At 39.2% G+C, this 16,903-nt stretch carries 17 protein-coding genes and 1 riboswitch; of the genes, 13 read left to right on the top strand and 4 right to left on the bottom strand.

Going from position 1 to position 16,903, the window contains the following annotated elements:
* Positions 1 to 26 precede the first annotated feature (26 nt).
* Positions 27 to 671, top strand: a complete 645-nt coding sequence (locus HMPREF2685_RS01255; RefSeq protein ID WP_021154150.1) for a LysM peptidoglycan-binding domain-containing protein — start codon at positions 27 to 29, stop codon at positions 669 to 671.
* 25 nt (positions 672 to 696) lie between these two features.
* Here HMPREF2685_RS01255 and HMPREF2685_RS01250 read toward each other — a convergent pair whose 3' ends face one another.
* Genes HMPREF2685_RS01250 through sdaAB form a run of 3 tightly spaced genes read right to left on the bottom strand, consistent with a single transcriptional unit; the run spans position 697 to position 2,881 of the window.
* Positions 697 to 1,326 carry an HAD hydrolase-like protein gene (locus HMPREF2685_RS01250; protein WP_049522615.1) on the bottom strand — a complete coding sequence of 210 codons (630 nt, stop codon included), beginning with the start codon at positions 1,324 to 1,326 and terminating at the stop codon, positions 697 to 699.
* Between the two features lies 1 nt (position 1,327).
* Complete coding sequence (gene sdaAA, locus HMPREF2685_RS01245; protein ID WP_003002222.1) at positions 1,328 to 2,200, bottom strand: L-serine ammonia-lyase, iron-sulfur-dependent, subunit alpha; 873 nt, start codon at positions 2,198 to 2,200, stop codon at positions 1,328 to 1,330.
* A gap of 9 nt (positions 2,201 to 2,209) precedes the next feature.
* On the bottom strand, positions 2,210 to 2,881 hold the full coding sequence (gene sdaAB, locus HMPREF2685_RS01240; protein WP_003002135.1) for an L-serine ammonia-lyase, iron-sulfur-dependent subunit beta: 672 nt from the start codon (positions 2,879 to 2,881) through the stop codon (positions 2,210 to 2,212).
* Between the two features lie 228 nt (positions 2,882 to 3,109).
* Between sdaAB and HMPREF2685_RS01235 the strand changes: the two genes are divergently transcribed.
* The 12 genes from HMPREF2685_RS01235 (at position 3,110) to rpsD (ending at position 15,339) form a co-directional block, all read left to right on the top strand.
* Positions 3,110 to 3,655: an aggregation-promoting factor gene (locus tag HMPREF2685_RS01235; RefSeq protein WP_070464800.1), complete on the top strand. Its 546-nt coding sequence runs from the start codon at positions 3,110 to 3,112 to the stop codon at positions 3,653 to 3,655.
* Between the two features lie 204 nt (positions 3,656 to 3,859).
* Positions 3,860 to 4,981, top strand: coding sequence for a tRNA 2-thiouridine(34) synthase MnmA (gene mnmA / locus HMPREF2685_RS01230; protein WP_070464797.1), 1,122 nt, complete (start codon positions 3,860 to 3,862; stop codon positions 4,979 to 4,981).
* A 136-nt stretch (positions 4,982 to 5,117) separates the two neighbouring features.
* Positions 5,118 to 5,573, top strand: a complete 456-nt coding sequence (locus HMPREF2685_RS01225; protein ID WP_070464794.1) for an NUDIX hydrolase — start codon at positions 5,118 to 5,120, stop codon at positions 5,571 to 5,573.
* Positions 5,574 to 5,583: 10 nt separating this feature from the next.
* Positions 5,584 to 7,494 (top strand): tRNA uridine-5-carboxymethylaminomethyl(34) synthesis enzyme MnmG, encoded by a 1,911-nt coding sequence (gene mnmG / locus HMPREF2685_RS01220; protein ID WP_070464791.1) that lies wholly within the window; start codon positions 5,584 to 5,586, stop codon positions 7,492 to 7,494.
* A 195-nt stretch (positions 7,495 to 7,689) separates the two neighbouring features.
* Positions 7,690 to 9,669, top strand: a complete 1,980-nt coding sequence (locus HMPREF2685_RS01215; RefSeq protein ID WP_042760252.1) for a DHH family phosphoesterase — start codon at positions 7,690 to 7,692, stop codon at positions 9,667 to 9,669.
* Positions 9,666 to 10,118, top strand: coding sequence for a 50S ribosomal protein L9 (gene rplI, locus HMPREF2685_RS01210; protein WP_024056479.1), 453 nt, complete (start codon positions 9,666 to 9,668; stop codon positions 10,116 to 10,118). The genes HMPREF2685_RS01215 and rplI overlap by 4 nt, the downstream gene beginning before the upstream one ends.
* A 25-nt stretch (positions 10,119 to 10,143) precedes the next feature.
* Complete coding sequence (gene dnaB, locus HMPREF2685_RS01205) at positions 10,144 to 11,502, top strand: replicative DNA helicase (RefSeq protein ID WP_014714093.1); 1,359 nt, start codon at positions 10,144 to 10,146, stop codon at positions 11,500 to 11,502.
* A 1-nt stretch (position 11,503) separates the two neighbouring features.
* Entirely contained in the window at positions 11,504 to 11,776 is a 273-nt protein-coding gene (locus HMPREF2685_RS01200; protein ID WP_003009183.1) for a Veg family protein, read from the top strand.
* Positions 11,777 to 11,810: 34 nt separating this feature from the next.
* A riboswitch (TPP riboswitch) is annotated at positions 11,811 to 11,912 on the top strand.
* Between the two features lie 74 nt (positions 11,913 to 11,986).
* Positions 11,987 to 12,745 carry an ABC transporter permease gene (locus HMPREF2685_RS01195; RefSeq protein ID WP_070464789.1) on the top strand — a complete coding sequence of 253 codons (759 nt, stop codon included), beginning with the start codon at positions 11,987 to 11,989 and terminating at the stop codon, positions 12,743 to 12,745.
* A 57-nt stretch (positions 12,746 to 12,802) separates the two neighbouring features.
* A complete protein-coding gene (locus tag HMPREF2685_RS01190) occupies positions 12,803 to 13,798 on the top strand; it encodes an ABC transporter substrate-binding protein (protein WP_049482700.1) in 996 nt (331 codons plus the stop codon).
* Positions 13,791 to 14,522 carry an ABC transporter ATP-binding protein gene (locus HMPREF2685_RS01185; protein ID WP_049482698.1) on the top strand — a complete coding sequence of 244 codons (732 nt, stop codon included), beginning with the start codon at positions 13,791 to 13,793 and terminating at the stop codon, positions 14,520 to 14,522. Before HMPREF2685_RS01190 ends, HMPREF2685_RS01185 begins: the two co-directional genes overlap by 8 nt.
* Before the next feature lie 205 nt (positions 14,523 to 14,727).
* Positions 14,728 to 15,339, top strand: coding sequence for a 30S ribosomal protein S4 (rpsD, locus tag HMPREF2685_RS01180; RefSeq protein WP_003002210.1), 612 nt, complete (start codon positions 14,728 to 14,730; stop codon positions 15,337 to 15,339).
* 162 nt (positions 15,340 to 15,501) lie between these two features.
* Here the strand turns inward: rpsD and HMPREF2685_RS01175 are convergent, their stop codons facing one another.
* Entirely contained in the window at positions 15,502 to 16,665 is a 1,164-nt protein-coding gene (locus tag HMPREF2685_RS01175) for a tyrosine-type recombinase/integrase (RefSeq protein ID WP_070464786.1), read from the bottom strand.
* Positions 16,666 to 16,903 lie beyond the last annotated feature (238 nt).

Raw genomic sequence — 16,903 nt, 5'->3', positions numbered from 1 at the left:
TTATGTTCGAAAGGAGAATAGAATTCATGAACAGTAAAAAGTTCCAATGGACAGTCACTTCCCTACTTTCAGCAGCATCACTTTTCATTTCTGGTATTGCTACAGTGAATGCTGAAACTTACGAAGTGAAGTCTGGAGATACTCTATCAAAAATTGCACTAGAAAATAACACTTCAGTAGAAAATATTATTGCATCTAACAATCTGACCAATGAAGATTTGATCTATGCAGGACAAATTATTGAGTTAGGTGAGCGTTCAAAATCTATGATTGATAAAGTTGCTCCACAAGAGCAAGCAAAACCTGCTGAAAGTGCAACTACAGCAACTGCACAAACTGCTCAAAAACAAACAACTTATGCAGCAAATGCTGCAGTGACTTCTGCACAATCAACAAATGGTGGAATTGTTCTATCAAATGGGAATACTGCTGGAGAACAAGGATCTTATGCAGCTGCTCGTATGGCTGAAATGACTGGTGTACCTGCTTCTACTTGGGAAGCAATTATTGCCCGTGAATCAAATGGTCAAGTAAATGCAGCAAATGCTTCTGGTGCCAGTGGTTTGTTCCAAACAATGCCAGGTTGGGGTTCAACTGCAACAGTTGATGATCAAATCCAGGCTGCATACAATGCATATAGCTCACAAGGTTTATCAGCTTGGGGTTATTAAAAAAATAGGTTTACAACTTGTAAACCTATTTTTTTAATGTCTCAAGAATGTCAAGTGGAGAGTGACAAATAAAATCTGGTGAGTAAAGAAGTAGCTCTTCAAGATCTCCAAATCCCCAAGTGACGGCCATGGTTTTTATGCCAACTGTTTGACCTCCAATGAGGTCAAATTTTGTGTCTCCAATAATCACTGTCTCCTCTTTTGGAAGGTCATTGCTTGACAAGGCGTATCGAATGACATCGGCTTTGTGGATACGATCTGAATTTGATCCATAAATTCCTTTAAAGTATTTATCGATACCTAAATCTTGACACATCTGTAAAGCAACTGGTTCATGTTTTGAAGTAGTTACATAAAGAGGAATGTTTTCGTCTTGTAATGCTTTCAAAGCTTCTACTATCTGAGGAAACAGAGTTGATTTGTATTGACCTTTTTCATGATAATACTGGCGATAGATCATCACTGCTTGATCTACCAAAGTTTCAGGAAGGGTAGCTTCAAAACTAGAAATCAAAGGTGGTCCCATAAAACTACGGATAGTTTTGAGATCGGGTTGAGGAACCTTCAAAGTATCGAATGTATGTTGAAAGCTCTCTGTAATTCCCTTGGAACTGTCAACTAATGTTCCATCTAAATCAAAAAATAAGGCTTGCATGTTATTCTCCAAATATCTCTTTTTGTAATCTACGTCCGGTTGGTGTTGCTGCCAATCCTCCTTCAGCTGTTTCTCTAAAGGCAGTCGGAAGACTAGATCCAACTTGGTACATGGCGTCAATCACTTCATCAACAGGTATTTTTGATTCAATACCTGCTAAGGCCATATCAGCAGCAATGAAGGCATAGCTAGCTCCCATTGCGTTCCGTTTAACACATGGAACTTCCACGAGTCCTGCTACTGGATCACAAATGAGCCCAAGCATGTTTTTGATGACAAAACAGACTGCTTGACTCGCTTGATAAGGAGTTCCCCCAGCAGCTAGTGTCAATGCTGCTGCACTCATAGCTGAAGCAGAACCAACTTCTGCTTGACAACCACCTTCTGCACCTGAAATAGAAGCATTATTTGCGATCACTAAACCAAAAGCTCCAGCTGTCAGTAGAAAATCTAATTGTTGCTGACGGTTTAACCCTAATTTTTGAGTTGCTGCAGTGAGAACTGCGGGGAGGCAGCCAGCAGATCCTGCAGTGGGTGTTGCGCAGACCAGTCCCATCTTAGCATTGTGTTCGTTGACAGCAATAGCATTCTTCGCTGCGGTTAGGACGGTCAAGTCAGATAACGTTTTTCCTGATTTGATATAGCGATCTAATTTTGCGGCATCCCCACCGGTTAACCCACTACGAGAGTGGTTTTCATTTAACCCTAACTTTACAGAATCAATCATCACTTCTAAATTACGGGTCATTAATCGTAGGACTTCTTCTCGTTCACGACCGGTTAGTTCAAATTCAGTTGCAATCATTAACTCTGCGACGTTTCCTTCGTATTGTGTGCTTGCTTGTTCTACGAGGTCTACAATTGAATAAAACATATGAACTCCTTATTTGAAAAAGTTGACATTATGAAGATGAGGAATTTTACGGATATCTTCGATCGCTGCTTCACAACTTCTTGAGTCAACTTCTATAATCATAATCGCTTTTTCTCCAGCTTTTTCCCGTGTTACATTCATTTGTGCAATATTAATATCATAGCGAGAAAGAGCTTCTGTCACATGGGCGATCATTCCAGGGACGTCCTGGTGAACAATGATAATGGTTGGAGTATTCATATTTAGTGAGATAGCAAAGCCATTTAACTCAGTAACCTGTATGTTCCCACCACCAATTGAGATTCCAGTGACAGAAATCGTTTTATGATCATTTTTAACAGTAATAGTCGTTGTGTTTGGGTGAGGAGCATTGCTTTCTTTTTGAATAGACCAAACAATCCGAATGCCTCGTTCATGTGCAATTTTTAGACTATCTGGGATTCTAGGATCATCTGTGTCCATTCCTAAGATGCCCGCTACTAAGGCTAAATCTGTTCCATGACCACGATAGGTTTTGGCGAAGGAATTAAATAATTGGAACTCAACTTCTTTTGGTTCCTCTCCAAAGATAGAAGAAACAATTTTACCAATTCGAACAGCACCTGCAGTGTGACTACTGGATGGGCCGATCATCACAGGTCCAATAATATCAAAAACTGATTGGAATTTTAAAGAGTTCATGCTCTGCTCCTTTGTGATCACTTTACTTCATTATATCAGATATGGCTGATGATTTCTTCTATTTTTCCCGAAATATCTGAGAAATCTTAAAGGGGGCTTAAAGCATTTATATTATCCTGGATTTTTAGTATTTCTAACATCTGACTGAAATATTTGACACATTATTTCAATAAATATGAAATATTTCTTGTGTAGTATAGAGGTATACCAATAAAGGAGTATATAATAATGAATAAAAAACAAATGATGAAACGAATTATTGGACTTAGTTTACTTGCAGGACTTTTCCTTCCAATTGTAGCGAATGCAGATTCTTATACTGTAAAATCAGGTGATACTTTATCAGCTATTGCTAAAGAGAAGAACACAACGGTTGATGCGATTGCTAAGAAAAATAAGATTAGTAACGTGAACCTTATCTCAGTTGGTCAAGTTCTTGAGATTGAAGGTACAAATACAACGCAGAAAACTACGGAGCAAGCTACTACTACTAGTAAAACTGATACTACACAAGCAACAACGACTGTCTCTGCTTCAGATGGCTTGAGTGCGGAAGATGCGGCTGCTAAGGAATGGATTGCCCAAAAAGAATCAAGTGGCAGTTATACAGCACAAAATGGCCAATATTATGGTCGTTACCAATTGACTATCACTTATTTGAATGGTGATTTATCACCTGCAAACCAAGAAAAAGTGGCCAATCAATATGTTGTCAACCGTTATGGATCATGGTCAGCAGCTAAAAATTTCTGGTTGGCAAATGGCTGGTATTAAATTCGTTTAAAAAGAGTTCTTGAATAGGACTCTTTTTATATTTACAGACTTGTAAACCCATCGATCCTGATCAACAAAAAGAATAGTAAGATGCTTGTTTTCTAATATAAAGCGTGTTAAAATGGTAACTGCTCAAAACGACCTTCAATCGTTGAAGCAAACCACGACCTTCAATCGTGAGAAACGAAAAGATGGGAGAAATCTATGAGTGATAACTCGAAAACACGTGTTGTTGTTGGTATGAGTGGTGGTGTGGATTCATCTGTAACAGCTTTATTATTAAAGCAACAGGGTTACGATGTCATCGGCATCTTCATGAAAAACTGGGACGACACAGACGAAAATGGCGTCTGTACAGCTACAGAAGATTACAAAGATGTAGCAGCGGTCGCAGACCAAATTGGCATTCCTTACTATTCTGTCAACTTTGAGAAAGAATACTGGGATCGTGTCTTTGAATATTTCCTTGCTGAATACCGAGCTGGTCGAACACCAAATCCGGATGTCATGTGTAATAAGGAAATCAAATTTAAGGCCTTTTTAGATTATGCTATGACACTCGGTGCAGATTATGTGGCCACAGGGCACTATGCGCGCGTGTCGCATGATGAGGATGGTATTGTCCATATGTTACGTGGCGTTGACAACGGGAAGGATCAAACTTATTTCTTAAGCCAACTGTCACAAGAACAACTTCAAAAAACCATGTTCCCATTGGGACATTTGGAAAAGCCTGAGGTTCGCCGTCTAGCTGAAGAAGCTGGATTAGCGACAGCTAAAAAGAAAGACTCAACTGGAATTTGCTTTATCGGAGAAAAGAATTTCAAAGAATTTCTAGGGAACTACCTTCCTGCCCAACCAGGTCGAATGATGACCATCGATGGACGAGATATGGGTGAACATGCTGGTTTGATGTATTACACAATCGGTCAACGGGGTGGACTTGGAATTGGTGGCCAACAAGGTGGAGATAATGCTCCTTGGTTTGTAGTTGGTAAAGACCTCAGTCAAAATATTCTTTATGTCGGTCAAGGGTTCTACCATGAAGCATTGATGTCAACAAGTTTACAGGCTAGTCAAGTTCACTTTACACGAGATATGCCAGAAGAGTTTACATTAGAGTGTACAGCTAAGTTCCGCTATCGTCAGCCTGACTCAAAGGTGACTGTACACGTTAAAGGTGACAAGGCAGAAGTGATTTTCGCAGAACCTCAACGAGCCATTACACCAGGACAAGCTGTTGTCTTTTACGACGGTGAAGAGTGTCTAGGCGGTGGCTTGATTGACAATGCTTATCGGGATGGAAAAGTTTGTCAGTATATTTAATTGACAAAATTTCTCAATTTGCTACAATAATAAAAGCAATAGAAATGATGGTCAAAGCTCATGGATGTTGCAGGCTTTTTTGTCCTGCACTTCTCAGAGTTTTGACTATTTTTGTGTGATTTCGAAAGGAAGTAAAATGAGGCAACAGGATTTTCGGACGAAAATAGGTTCTACTGTTTTTGGTGTGAGAGCGACTGCTTTGATTGTAAAAGATAATCGCTTGTTCGTCATAGAAGATGAGGACGGCTGTTATACAATCGGAGGTGCTATTCAAGTCAATGAAACTACAGAAGATGCTGTAGTTCGGGAAGTCAAAGAGGAACTTGGTGTTACATCTAAAGCAGGTCCACTAGCTTTCGTGGTTGAAAATCACTTTGAACAAGCTAGAATCCACTACCATAACATTGAATTTCATTATTTTGTGGACTTGCTGGAAGATGCACCTTTGGTCATGCAGGAAGATACAAAGCAATTACCTTGTCGTTGGATTGCTTTAGATGATTTACATACTGTTGACCTGAAACCGGCTTTTTTAAAATCAGCCCTACCAGACTGGGACGGAAAATTACGACACATCCATCTTGAGAAATAGGAGAAATAGAATGAATTATAACTTTATAGAAGAATACGATATCATTGTAATCGGTGCGGGGCATGCGGGAGTAGAAGCCTCCCTAGCTGCTAGCCGTATGGGTTGTAAGGTCTTACTTGCGACTATTAACATTGAAATGCTGGCTTTTATGCCTTGTAATCCCTCTATTGGTGGTTCTGCTAAGGGGATTGTCGTGCGTGAAGTCGATGCCCTCGGTGGAGAAATGGCCAAGAACATCGACAAGACCTACATCCAAATGAAAATGCTTAATACTGGTAAAGGTCCTGCGGTTCGTGCACTTCGGGCTCAAGCAGACAAAGAACTTTACTCAAAAGAAATGCGGAAAACGGTTGAAAACCAAGAAAATTTAACTCTTCGCCAAACCATGATTGATGAGATTTTGGTGGAGAATGGTAAGGTTGTTGGTGTAAGGACTGCGACTCACCAAGAGTATGGGGCAAAGGCTGTTATTGTCACTACTGGGACAGCTTTACGCGGAGAAATTATCATTGGAGATCTCAAGTATTCGTCAGGGCCTAATCATAGTCTAGCTTCTATCAATTTAGCCGATAATCTCAAACAACTAGGATTAGAAATTGGACGTTTCAAAACAGGGACCCCACCTCGTGTAAAGGCATCGTCAATTAATTATGACGAAACGGAAATTCAACCTGGAGATGAAGCTCCAAATCATTTTTCTTATACATCGCGTGATGAAGATTATGTAAAGGATCAGGTTCCTTGTTGGTTGACTTATACGAATGGGCATAGCCATGAAATTATCCAGAATAATTTACACCGGGCTCCTATGTTTACAGGGGTTGTAAAGGGAGTAGGTCCTCGCTATTGTCCATCCATTGAGGATAAAATTGTCCGTTTTGCTGACAAAGAGCGTCATCAACTATTTTTAGAACCTGAGGGACGAAATACAGAAGAAGTCTATGTTCAAGGGCTGTCAACGAGTTTACCAGAGGATGTTCAACGGGATCTCGTCCATTCTATTAAGGGACTTGAGAAGGCAGAAATGATGCGAACGGGTTATGCAATTGAGTATGATATGGTGTTGCCTCATCAATTGCGAGCAACTTTGGAAACCAAGAAAATTTCAGGTCTCTTTACAGCTGGCCAAACCAATGGAACGTCTGGCTATGAGGAGGCCGCTGGTCAAGGGATTATTGCAGGGATCAATGCGGCTCTAAAAACCCAAGGAAAACCAGAACTCATTTTGAAACGAAGTGATGGTTATATTGGGGTCATGATCGATGATTTGGTAACAAAGGGAACGATCGAACCGTACCGTTTGTTAACAAGCCGTGCAGAATACCGTCTGATTTTGCGTCATGACAATGCCGATATGCGCTTGACAGAAATGGGACGAGCAATTGGATTGGTAGATGATGAACGTTGGCAACGTTTCGAAACCAAGAAGTATCAGTTTGAAAACGAGATGAAGCGTTTGGATAGCATTAAGTTAAAGCCTGTAAAGGAAACCAATGAGAAGGTTGCTGCAATGGGCTTTAAACCATTGACAGATGCTGTCACTGCTAAAGAATTCTTGCGAAGACCAGAAGTCTCTTACCAAGATGTGGTAGAATTTATCGGTCCTGCAGCTGAAGAACTGGATGATAAAATCATTGAATTGATTGAAACTGAAATTAAATACGAAGGTTATATTTCAAAAGCAATGGACCAAGTTGAAAAAATGAAGCGTATGGAAGAAAAACGAATCCCTGCGAATATTGACTGGGATGATATTGACTCTATTGCAACCGAAGCGCGTCAAAAATTTAAATTAATTAATCCAGAAACGATTGGTCAAGCAAGTCGTATCTCAGGTGTCAATCCAGCGGATATCTCTATTTTAATGGTTTACTTGGAAGGTAAATCTCGGAGTATCTCCAAAAACAAAGCAAACCACTAATAAAATGGGGCTGAGATGATGTTTCAGCCTCAATTTTATGGATTGAAATTTGTTGTTACTGTTTACATAGTTGTAAACCTTGTTTACAAAGTAGTGAAGCGGAGGAAGAGCTTTTTACTGGTCGATCTTCTCTGTAATATAGAGAGAAACCTCGCTTTTTACCTCTATTTATGGTATAATTCCGAGAAGAGGTTTATGATGAAAAAATTTCGTTTATCGTTCATCCATTATGTGTTAATTGGTTTTATTTCATTTGCAATTTTAGCAATTTTTTTAAGAATCTTTGGCAAAGGCTATGTAACTCTCATTGCAATTTTTTTAGTCTTAGCTGGATTGATTGCTTTATTTGAATACCAGTTACAAATTTCAGAGTTAGATGAATTAGAACAAATACAATATGTTAACCATCAGGCAGAAAGCGGATTAGCATCCCTCCTTGATAAAATGCCTGTTGGAGTTATCAAGATTAATGAAGAATCAAATGAAGTAGAGTGGTTCAACCCTTATGCTGAATTGATTTTTTCAACAGATGATGGAGACTTTGATGTTGAATCCTTGAAAAAGTTACTCAATACTCTGTTTGAGGATAAAGGTCATTATGTCACTGTAGCCGATAAGAAATATTCTGTTTACTTTGATCAGACGTCTAGTGTTGTTTACTTTTTTGATGTTTCAAGTGAGTATGAAGCAACTGTGGGATTGGTGACAACTCGTCCCGTTATCGGTATTATTTCTGTTGATAACTATGATGATCTAGAAGATGTCATTTCAGACTCTGATATTAGCAATATCAATAGTTTTATTGCCAACTTTGTAGAAGAGTTTACAGCTCATTACCATATGTTTTACAGACGTGTGGGGATGGATCGTTTCTATTTGTTTACAGACTACACGGTCTTAGAACAGTTGATGGAATCAAAATTTTCTGTCATCGATCAATTCCGTGAAGAAGCTAAAAATCGTGAGCTACCTATTACCTTAAGTATGGGATTCTCGTATGGTGACGGGGAGCATGATGAGATTGGTAAAGTGGCTCTCTTGAACCTAAACCTTGCGGAAGTTCGTGGTGGGGATCAAGCAGTAGTCAAAGAAAACGATGAACAGAAAAACCCTATTTTCTTTGGTGGTGGAACAGCTTCTGCTGTGAAGCGGACGCGGACTCGCACACGCGCTATGATGACAGCTATTTCGGATAAGATTAAATCCGTTGATCAAGTTTTCATTGTTGGGCATAGAAACTTGGATATGGACGCTTTAGGAGCGTCTGTGGGAATGCAGTTTTTCTCTAGCAATATTTTGGCTTCCTCTTATGTGGTCTATGACCCGCATGCAATGGCTAGTGATATTTCAAGAGCAATTGCGAAACTAGAAGAAGAGCAGGTAACGAAAATCCTTCCCCTAGAGGAAGCCATGCAAATGGTGACGGATCGCTCTTTGTTAATTATGGTTGACCATTCTAAGACAGCCTTGACCCTTTCTAAAGAATTTTATCAGGAATTCCAACAGATTATTGTCATTGACCATCATCGTCGGGATGATGATTTCCCTGAAAATGTTCTGATCACCTATATTGAAAGTGGAGCAAGTAGTGCGAGCGAATTGGTTAGTGAACTTATTCAGTTCCAGAAGTCGAAGAAAAATCGGTTAACGAAGATTCAAGCTAGTGTCTTGATGGCTGGAATTATGCTGGATACTAAGAACTTCTCCGCACGTGTTACGAGTCGGACCTTTGATGTGGCGAGTTACCTTCGTTCAAGAGGTAGTGATAGTGTAACCATCCAGGAGATCTCTGCGATTCAGTTTGATGAGTACCGCGAAGTGAACGAACTGATCTTGACTGGTGAAAAGATTTTGCCGCATATCATCGTAGCTTGTGCCAATACGACTAAAGCCTATGATTCAGTAACTATTAGTAAAGCAGCTGATAGTATGCTAGCCATGTCTGAGGTGGAAGCAACCTTTGTCATTGCTTGTAATCAAAGTGGAACTGTCTCGATTTCTGCACGAAGTCGAAGCAAAGTCAATGTACAGCGTATCATGGAACAGCTTGGCGGAGGAGGTCATTTCAACTCGGCGGCTTCTCAAATTGAGGGTCAAGATTTAATGAGTATTCGTCAACAACTGATTGAGACTATTGAAAACGAAGTAACTATTGAAAAGGAGAATGTAGAATGAAAGTTATTTTCTTAGCGGATGTAAAAGGTAAAGGTAAAAAGGGCGAAATTAAAGAAGTGCCTACTGGTTATGCACAAAACTTTTTGATCAAAAAAAATCTTGCGAAAGAAGCCAATGCCCAAGCAATCGGTGAGCTTCGTGGAAAACAAAAGTCAGAAGAAAAAGCGCATGCTGAATTGTTAGCGGAAGCGCAAAAGATTAAAGCAAAATTAGAAGAAGAAGCAACTGTTGTTCAATTCACTGAAAAAATTGGGCCAGATGGCCGTACTTTCGGCTCTATTACTAATAAAAAGATTGCAGAAGAGCTTGAGAAACAATTTGGCATTAAAATTGATAAACGTCATATCCAAGTTTCCTCTCCAATTCGTTCAACAGGTTTGATTGACATCCCTGTAAAAATTTATCAAGATGTTACAGGTGTGATTAATATTCGTGTAAATGAAGGGTAAACACGATCGATAGAAAGGTTTTTTTATGGCTGAGATAGAGGAATTACGAACACAACCTCAGGATATCCAAGCGGAGCAATCAGTGTTGGGAGCCATCTTTATTGATGAGGGGAAATTGGTCTTTGTTCGTGAATATATCGAGCCTGGCGATTTCTTTAAGTACTCGCACCGTTTGATTTTTAAAGCCATGATCGATCTAGCTGACCGCGGGGATGCGATTGATGCGACGACTGTTCGAAATATTTTAGATAGTCAGGGGGATCTCCAAAATATTGGCGGTCTCTCCTATTTGGTAGAAGTCATTAATTCGGTACCAACTTCAGCTAACGCGGAGTATTACGCGAAGATTGTTGCCGAAAAAGCTGTCTTACGTCGATTGATCTCTCGATTAACGGAAAGTATTAATCAAGCTTATGATGGTGCAAGTCCTTCAGATGAAATCATTGCGGGTGCTGAAAAAGCTCTGATTGATGTTAGTGAAAACGCAAATCGTAGTGGATTTAAAAATATTCGAGACATCTTGAATATAAATTTTGGTAGCTTAGAAGCCCGTTCGCTTCAAACCTCTGATATCACGGGTATTGCGACAGGCTATCGCGATTTGGACCATATGACGACGGGGCTACATGAGGAAGAATTGATTATTTTAGCGGCTCGTCCTGCGGTAGGGAAAACAGCCTTTGCTCTAAATATTGCTCAAAATATCGGGACAAAGTTGGATAAGACAGTGGCTATTTTCTCATTAGAAATGGGTGCTGAAAGTTTGGTAGACCGGATGCTAGCTGCTGAAGGCTTGATTGAATCCCATTCGATTCGTACAGGTCAATTGACGGATGAAGAGTGGCGGAAATATGCCATTGCTCAAGGAAATTTGGCCAATGCGAGTATTTACATCGATGATACCCCAGGAATTCGGATCACTGAGATTCGTTCGAGAGCAAGAAAATTGGCGCAGGAAACAGGGAATCTCGGTCTTATCCTGATTGACTATCTGCAACTGATTACAGGGACTGGAAGAGAAAACCGTCAACAGGAAGTTTCAGAAATTTCTCGTCAGTTAAAAATTTTGGCGAAGGAACTAAAAGTTCCCGTCATTGCTTTGAGTCAGCTATCACGTGGTGTGGAACAGCGCCAAGACAAACGTCCTGTTCTTTCTGATATTCGTGAATCTGGATCGATTGAGCAGGATGCGGATATTGTTGCTTTCTTGTACCGTGATGATTATTATGATCGAGCTGGTGAAGAGGAAGAAGATGGAATGCCCAATAATACGGTTGAAGTGATTATCGAGAAAAACCGTTCAGGTGCGCGTGGGACAGTCGAATTAATATTCCAAAAGGAATACAATAAATTCTCAAGTATTTCAAAGAGAGAGGATCAATAAGATGAGTGATGCATTTACAGATGTTGCAAAAATGAAAAAAATTAAAGAAGAGATCAAGGCCCATGAAGGACAAGTGGTTGAAATGACGCTTGAAAATGGACGGAAACGTCAAAAAAATAAATTTGGACGCTTGATTGAGGTCTATCCTTCTTTATTTATTATCGAGTATACGAACGACAATAGCTTACCAGGTGAACCAGCTAATACATACGTGGAGTCTTACACCTATTCAGATATTTTAACAGAGAAGAATTTAATTCGTTATTTGGATTAATTTCTTGCTTTTATCGTCTAAATCAGTTATTATAATAAATACATATGGGAGTCTGTGTACAGTCTGAGAGGAAGTGTAAGCTTCGACCGCACCTGATCTGGGTAATGCCAGCGTAGGAAACAAATGAAATGTATTTTTCGTTATGAGTGACCTTGTGCAATCCGTCTCCTATTTTGGAGGCGTTTTTTATTTGTGAGAAAGGGGGTTACGATGTCTCTTGTAAAAAGATATTCAAAACAGTTGATAGGATTTGCAGGTTTTAGCAGCCTTCTTGTCTTATGGCAGTTAGCAGGTTTTTTAAATATTCTCCCCAAATTTGTATTACCAACGCCACTTGAAATTGGAAATGCCTTTGTACGAGATCGAGCTCTCCTGATTCATCACAGTTTGTCTACCCTTCAAGTGGCCTTGATCGGACTTGTTATAGGGGTTCTTCTTGCTGCCGGCTTTGCGATTCTCATGGATAGTTTTCAATGGGTGAATGATCTGGTCTATCCTTTTATGGTTGTTATTCAAACCATTCCGACGATTGCCTTGGCCCCTATCCTGGTTCTTTGGTTTGGTTATGGTATGCTTCCAAAACTGGTTTTGATCATTATTACGGTGGTATTTCCCATCGTAGTCAGTCTGTTAGATGGTTTTCGGCATTGCGATCAAGATATTCTGAGATTGTTTCAGATTATGCAAGCCAATCGCTTTCAGACCTTAGCTCATTATAAAATTCCTGCAGCGCTTCCTTATTTTTTTGCAGGTTTACGTGTGAGCGTTTCCTATGCTTTTATCAGTACGGTAGTTTCAGAATGGTTAGGAGGTTTTGATGGATTGGGGGTCTATATGATCCAATCGAAGAAGTTATTTCAGTATGATACGATGTTTGCGATCATTGTATTGATTTCTGCTATTAGTTTACTCGGTATGTTTCTCGTTGACCAATTAGAAAAAAACATTCTAAAATGGAAAAAGGATTGACAAACTTGTAAATGGTGTAAAAATTAAATTGACAAAAATGTAAAAGAGGTATAGCTAATGAAAAAGTCAATAGGTTTATTTTTCTCAATAATATTGGGATTTGTTTTCTTGAGTGCTTGTCAAAATTCTGTCAAGCAATCGTCAAGCGATTTGAAAAAGATTGATTTTATTCTAGATTGGACCCCGAATACCAATCATACGGGTCTCTATGTAGCTAAGGAAAAAGGGTACTTTAAAGATGCAGGACTGGATGTAGATATAAAACTTCCTCCGGAAGACAGTAGTTCTGATTTGATTATCAATGGGAAAGCTCCATTTGGTATTTATTTCCAAGATTCTATGGCCAAGAAATTGGATAAAGGTGCGGGTATTACCGCTGTTGCAGCTATCGTCGAACACAATACGTCAGGGATTATTTCAAGAAAAGATACAGCGATCACAAGTCCAAAAGATTTGGTTGGTAAGAAGTATGGTACCTGGAATGATCCAATTGAGTTGGAAATGATCAAATCGATGATGAAAAAAGAAGAGGCTGATTTTAATCAAGTAAAATTGGTTCCAAATAGTGATTCAAATTCCATTACTCCGATTGAAAATAAGGTCTTTGATGCTGCTTGGATTTATCACGGTTGGGATGGAATTTTGGCTGAGCAAAAGGGAATGAAGACCAATTTCTTCTATATGAAAGATTTTGTTCCTGCATTTGACTACTATTCGCCTGTTATTATTGCTAACAATGACTATTTGAAGTCTCATAAAGAGGAAGCAAAAAAATTCATTCAAGCGGTGAAAAAAGGCTACCAATATGCTATAGAGCATCCAGAAGAAGCAGCGGATATCTTGATCAAACAGGCCCCTGCCTTAGCTAACCAGCGTGATTTTGTACTCGCTTCCCAAAAATATCTTTCCAGTCAATATGCTTCAGACAAGGACAAGTGGGGGCAGTTTGACTCCAAGCGTTGGAATGCTTTTTATGCTTGGGCAAAAGAGCAAGGATTGGTTTCAAATGACTTAGAAGACAAAGGTTTTACAAATGAATTGGTAGGTGACTGATATTTTAACCGTAAAAGATGTAAGTTTCTCTTTTGGAGATAAAGCAGTTTTAAACAATGTATCACTAGAAGTGCAAAAAGGAGAAATTGTCTCTATTTTGGGTCCGAGTGGGGTAGGGAAATCAACCTTGTTTAATTTAATTGCTGGGATCCTTCCCTTACAAAAGGGTACCATAGAAGTAGATAATACTCCGATCTCCTTTGGGAAAGTCAGCTATATGCTACAAAAGGATCTTTTGTTGGAACATAAGACAGTATTGGGAAATATTATTCTTCCCCTTCAATTAAAAAAGATTCCTAAGGAAGAGGCGGCATCTACAGCTCTAAAATTGTTAGATGAATTTAAATTGGGAAGTATCGCCAACCTTTATCCCAATGCGCTGAGTGGGGGAATGCGGCAACGGGTGGCGCTATTGAGAACCTATCTTCTGGGTCATTCTGTCTTCCTATTAGATGAAGCTTTTAGTGCCTTAGATGAATTGACAAGGAAGGATCTTTATCACTGGTATCTAGACAGTAAGGAACGTCTTGGTCTCACCACTCTAGTGATCACTCATAGTATCGAAGAAGCTTTGACATTGAGTGACCGGATCTATATCTTAAATCATAATCCCGGTGAAATTATTGCAGATCTTCCTTTAAAATGGGATCCAGCAACGGATAGGGACTGGCAACAATTGCAATATAAAAAACGAATCATAGAATTATTAGCTGAATTTCATTGAAATTGTTTTGAAGGACTTTACAAAGTTTCTATTCTGTGATAAAATAGAGTTTGTGCGAAATGACAGCAGGACAAAATGAAGCTCGTCAACAGGAAGTCAGCTAGAAAAGTAACCTTTGCTGTTTGGGCGAAGGCTTTCTGAACGAATCAGGTTTGTTTAAAACGTTATTTCCTACAAAAATTATTTTTATAGGAGGACATTTCAAATGTCACGTTATACAGGACCATCTTGGAAACAATCTCGCCGTCTTGGCTTGTCACTTACAGGTACAGGTAAAGAATTGGCACGTCGTAACTACGTACCAGGTCAACACGGACCAAACAACCGTTCAAAATTGTCAGAATACGGTTTGCAATTAGCTGAAAAACAAAAACTTCGTTTCTCTTATGGACTTGGTGAAAAACAATTCCGTAACTTGTTCGTACAAGCTACTAAAGTTAAAGAAGGAACTGTCGGTTTCAACTTCATGCTTCTTTTGGAACGTCGTTTGGATAACGTTGTTTACCGTCTTGGACTTGCGACTACTCGTCGTCAAGCTCGTCAATTCGTTAACCACGGTCACATCCTTGTTGACGGAAAACGCGTTGATATCCCTTCATACCGCGTAACTCCAGGTCAAGTGATCTCAGTTCGCGAAAAATCAGCTAAGGTTCCAGCTATCCTTGAAGCTGTTGAAGCTACAGTTGGACGTCCAGCATTCGTATCATTCGATGCTGACAAACTTGAAGGTTCATTGACTCGCCTTCCAGAACGCGATGAAATCAACCCAGAAATCAACGAAGCACTTGTCGTTGAATTCTACAACAAAATGTTGTAATATCTTTTTAACTATGATAGGCTGGAAAGCCTTTAAACAAAGCACTTTAGGTATTTTTCCTAGAGTGCTTTCTTCTTTTTACTACCCTTTTAGTTACCTATGACTAATTTTTGTATAGTAAGAGGGTGTACCTTTTCAGGTTCACCCTGTATTTTACTGTATTTATAAATTGCTGATTGCCGTTTCAAATATTGAGACGGCTTTTTTTGCGCCTTCTTTTGTAGCGTGGACGTATGTATTTAATGTCATTGTTATATTAGAGTGGCCTAGTCTATATTGCAGATCTTTAGCCTCTATTCCAGCGTAAAGCATAATAGTAGCATGGGTATGACGAAAACCATGAAAACTTATATCGGGTACCCCAGCACTCTTAAAATGCCCCTGTAGTCTTTTTCTCAATAAGCAAGCGTAAGCGTATTTAGTAGTAAAAGGTGTGAACACAATATTTTCAGACCTTCCCAGCTTCCAACATTCTACTTGTTGGCGCTTTTTATACTGTTTTAAAAGTGAGATAGTCGCTGGATCTATTTCAATATCTCTTAGGCCTGCTTTTGATTTAGGGGTATTTGTTTCTTGATATCTGTTTAAAGTCTTAGATATACTGATAGTACCTGTTTTGAGGTTTATATCAGACCATTCAAGGGCTAGAACTTCTCCAATACGGCAACCACTGGCCAGCAAAGTTTTATAAAGAACGTAATCAAAAAGATTTTCATATAAATTTAGATCCATACTATCAAGATAGGCTAGAAATTTCTTTAATTCTTGATTGCTAAAAAATCTAATCTTTTGTTCTTTTGCTTGTTGCTTACGTGGAATAATAACATCACGGGCTGGATTGTGCTGGATCACTTGCATAGTAACCCCATATTGAAGTATACGGCGGTTAATATTGTTTAGAAAACTATAATTTGCGTATGCTCCCTTCTCCCCTCTATTCGCTCTATCTGCCCATTTATTTACTTGTTGTTGAATAATAGGGGTGGTTAGGCTATTTAGTTTATAATCGCCAAAAACGGGCAAAATATGAAGCCTTACAATACCCTCCATAGATTGTTGGGAGTTTGGTTTGATTGTATTTTTATAACTCTCCCACCATAGAGCAACTAACTCTCTATAAGTAGTGATCGTTGGTTTATTTTTAGCACAATATCCATTGTTGGCAAAGGTATTAATAGCTTCCCTAGCCTTGATTTTAACTGCCGTTTTAGTATTAGCCGTTACAGTGGTACGGGCCTTTTTCCCCGTCATCTGATCTACACCTAAATAAACACTAGCACGGTAAACAGTTTGGCCATTCTTTTTTACTACGGTTTTGATATTCATTTTTCTTTCCTTTCCATCAACAGGCAAGCGGATAGGTGAGAAAAGAAAATAATCTATTTTAAAATCGTGTTTTTAAGCCCTAGATAGCCTATAAATCAATTTTGATAACAGTATAAGGGGTGTTTACCCCCTGCACATTAGAAGGCGTTAAATAGGGGGGATTGGCTTTATACTGCAAAGATTAAAATAAGTATTGCTAGAAAAACAAATCAATGATATACTACAGGTGTGTTGGTGT

Source organism: Streptococcus sp. HMSC074F05 (assembly GCF_001808725.1).
Taxonomy (GTDB): Bacteria; Bacillota; Bacilli; order Lactobacillales; family Streptococcaceae; genus Streptococcus; species Streptococcus parasanguinis_I.
The sequence above is the reverse complement of the archived record's forward strand: the minus strand, read 5'-3'. Positions and strand labels throughout refer to the sequence as shown.

Bases quoted from the DNA above. Each gene is read 5' to 3' on its own strand.
- dnaB (WP_014714093.1), top strand. From the start codon at position 10,144: ATGGCTGAGATAGAGGAATTACGAACACAACCTCAGGATATCCAAGCG.
- HMPREF2685_RS01250 (WP_049522615.1), bottom strand. From the start codon at position 1,326: ATGCAAGCCTTATTTTTTGATTTAGATGGAACATTAGTTGACAGTTCC.
- sdaAA (WP_003002222.1), bottom strand. From the start codon at position 2,200: ATGTTTTATTCAATTGTAGACCTCGTAGAACAAGCAAGCACACAATAC.
- mnmG (WP_070464791.1), top strand. From the start codon at position 5,584: ATGAATTATAACTTTATAGAAGAATACGATATCATTGTAATCGGTGCG.
- HMPREF2685_RS01255 (WP_021154150.1), top strand. From the start codon at position 27: ATGAACAGTAAAAAGTTCCAATGGACAGTCACTTCCCTACTTTCAGCA.
- HMPREF2685_RS01215 (WP_042760252.1), top strand. From the start codon at position 7,690: ATGATGAAAAAATTTCGTTTATCGTTCATCCATTATGTGTTAATTGGT.
- HMPREF2685_RS01235 (WP_070464800.1), top strand. From the start codon at position 3,110: ATGAATAAAAAACAAATGATGAAACGAATTATTGGACTTAGTTTACTT.
- HMPREF2685_RS01195 (WP_070464789.1), top strand. From the start codon at position 11,987: ATGTCTCTTGTAAAAAGATATTCAAAACAGTTGATAGGATTTGCAGGT.
- HMPREF2685_RS01200 (WP_003009183.1), top strand. From the start codon at position 11,504: ATGAGTGATGCATTTACAGATGTTGCAAAAATGAAAAAAATTAAAGAA.
- HMPREF2685_RS01175 (WP_070464786.1), bottom strand. From the start codon at position 16,665: ATGAATATCAAAACCGTAGTAAAAAAGAATGGCCAAACTGTTTACCGT.
- rpsD (WP_003002210.1), top strand. From the start codon at position 14,728: ATGTCACGTTATACAGGACCATCTTGGAAACAATCTCGCCGTCTTGGC.
- HMPREF2685_RS01190 (WP_049482700.1), top strand. From the start codon at position 12,803: ATGAAAAAGTCAATAGGTTTATTTTTCTCAATAATATTGGGATTTGTT.
- HMPREF2685_RS01225 (WP_070464794.1), top strand. From the start codon at position 5,118: ATGAGGCAACAGGATTTTCGGACGAAAATAGGTTCTACTGTTTTTGGT.
- sdaAB (WP_003002135.1), bottom strand. From the start codon at position 2,881: ATGAACTCTTTAAAATTCCAATCAGTTTTTGATATTATTGGACCTGTG.
- mnmA (WP_070464797.1), top strand. From the start codon at position 3,860: ATGAGTGATAACTCGAAAACACGTGTTGTTGTTGGTATGAGTGGTGGT.
- rplI (WP_024056479.1), top strand. From the start codon at position 9,666: ATGAAAGTTATTTTCTTAGCGGATGTAAAAGGTAAAGGTAAAAAGGGC.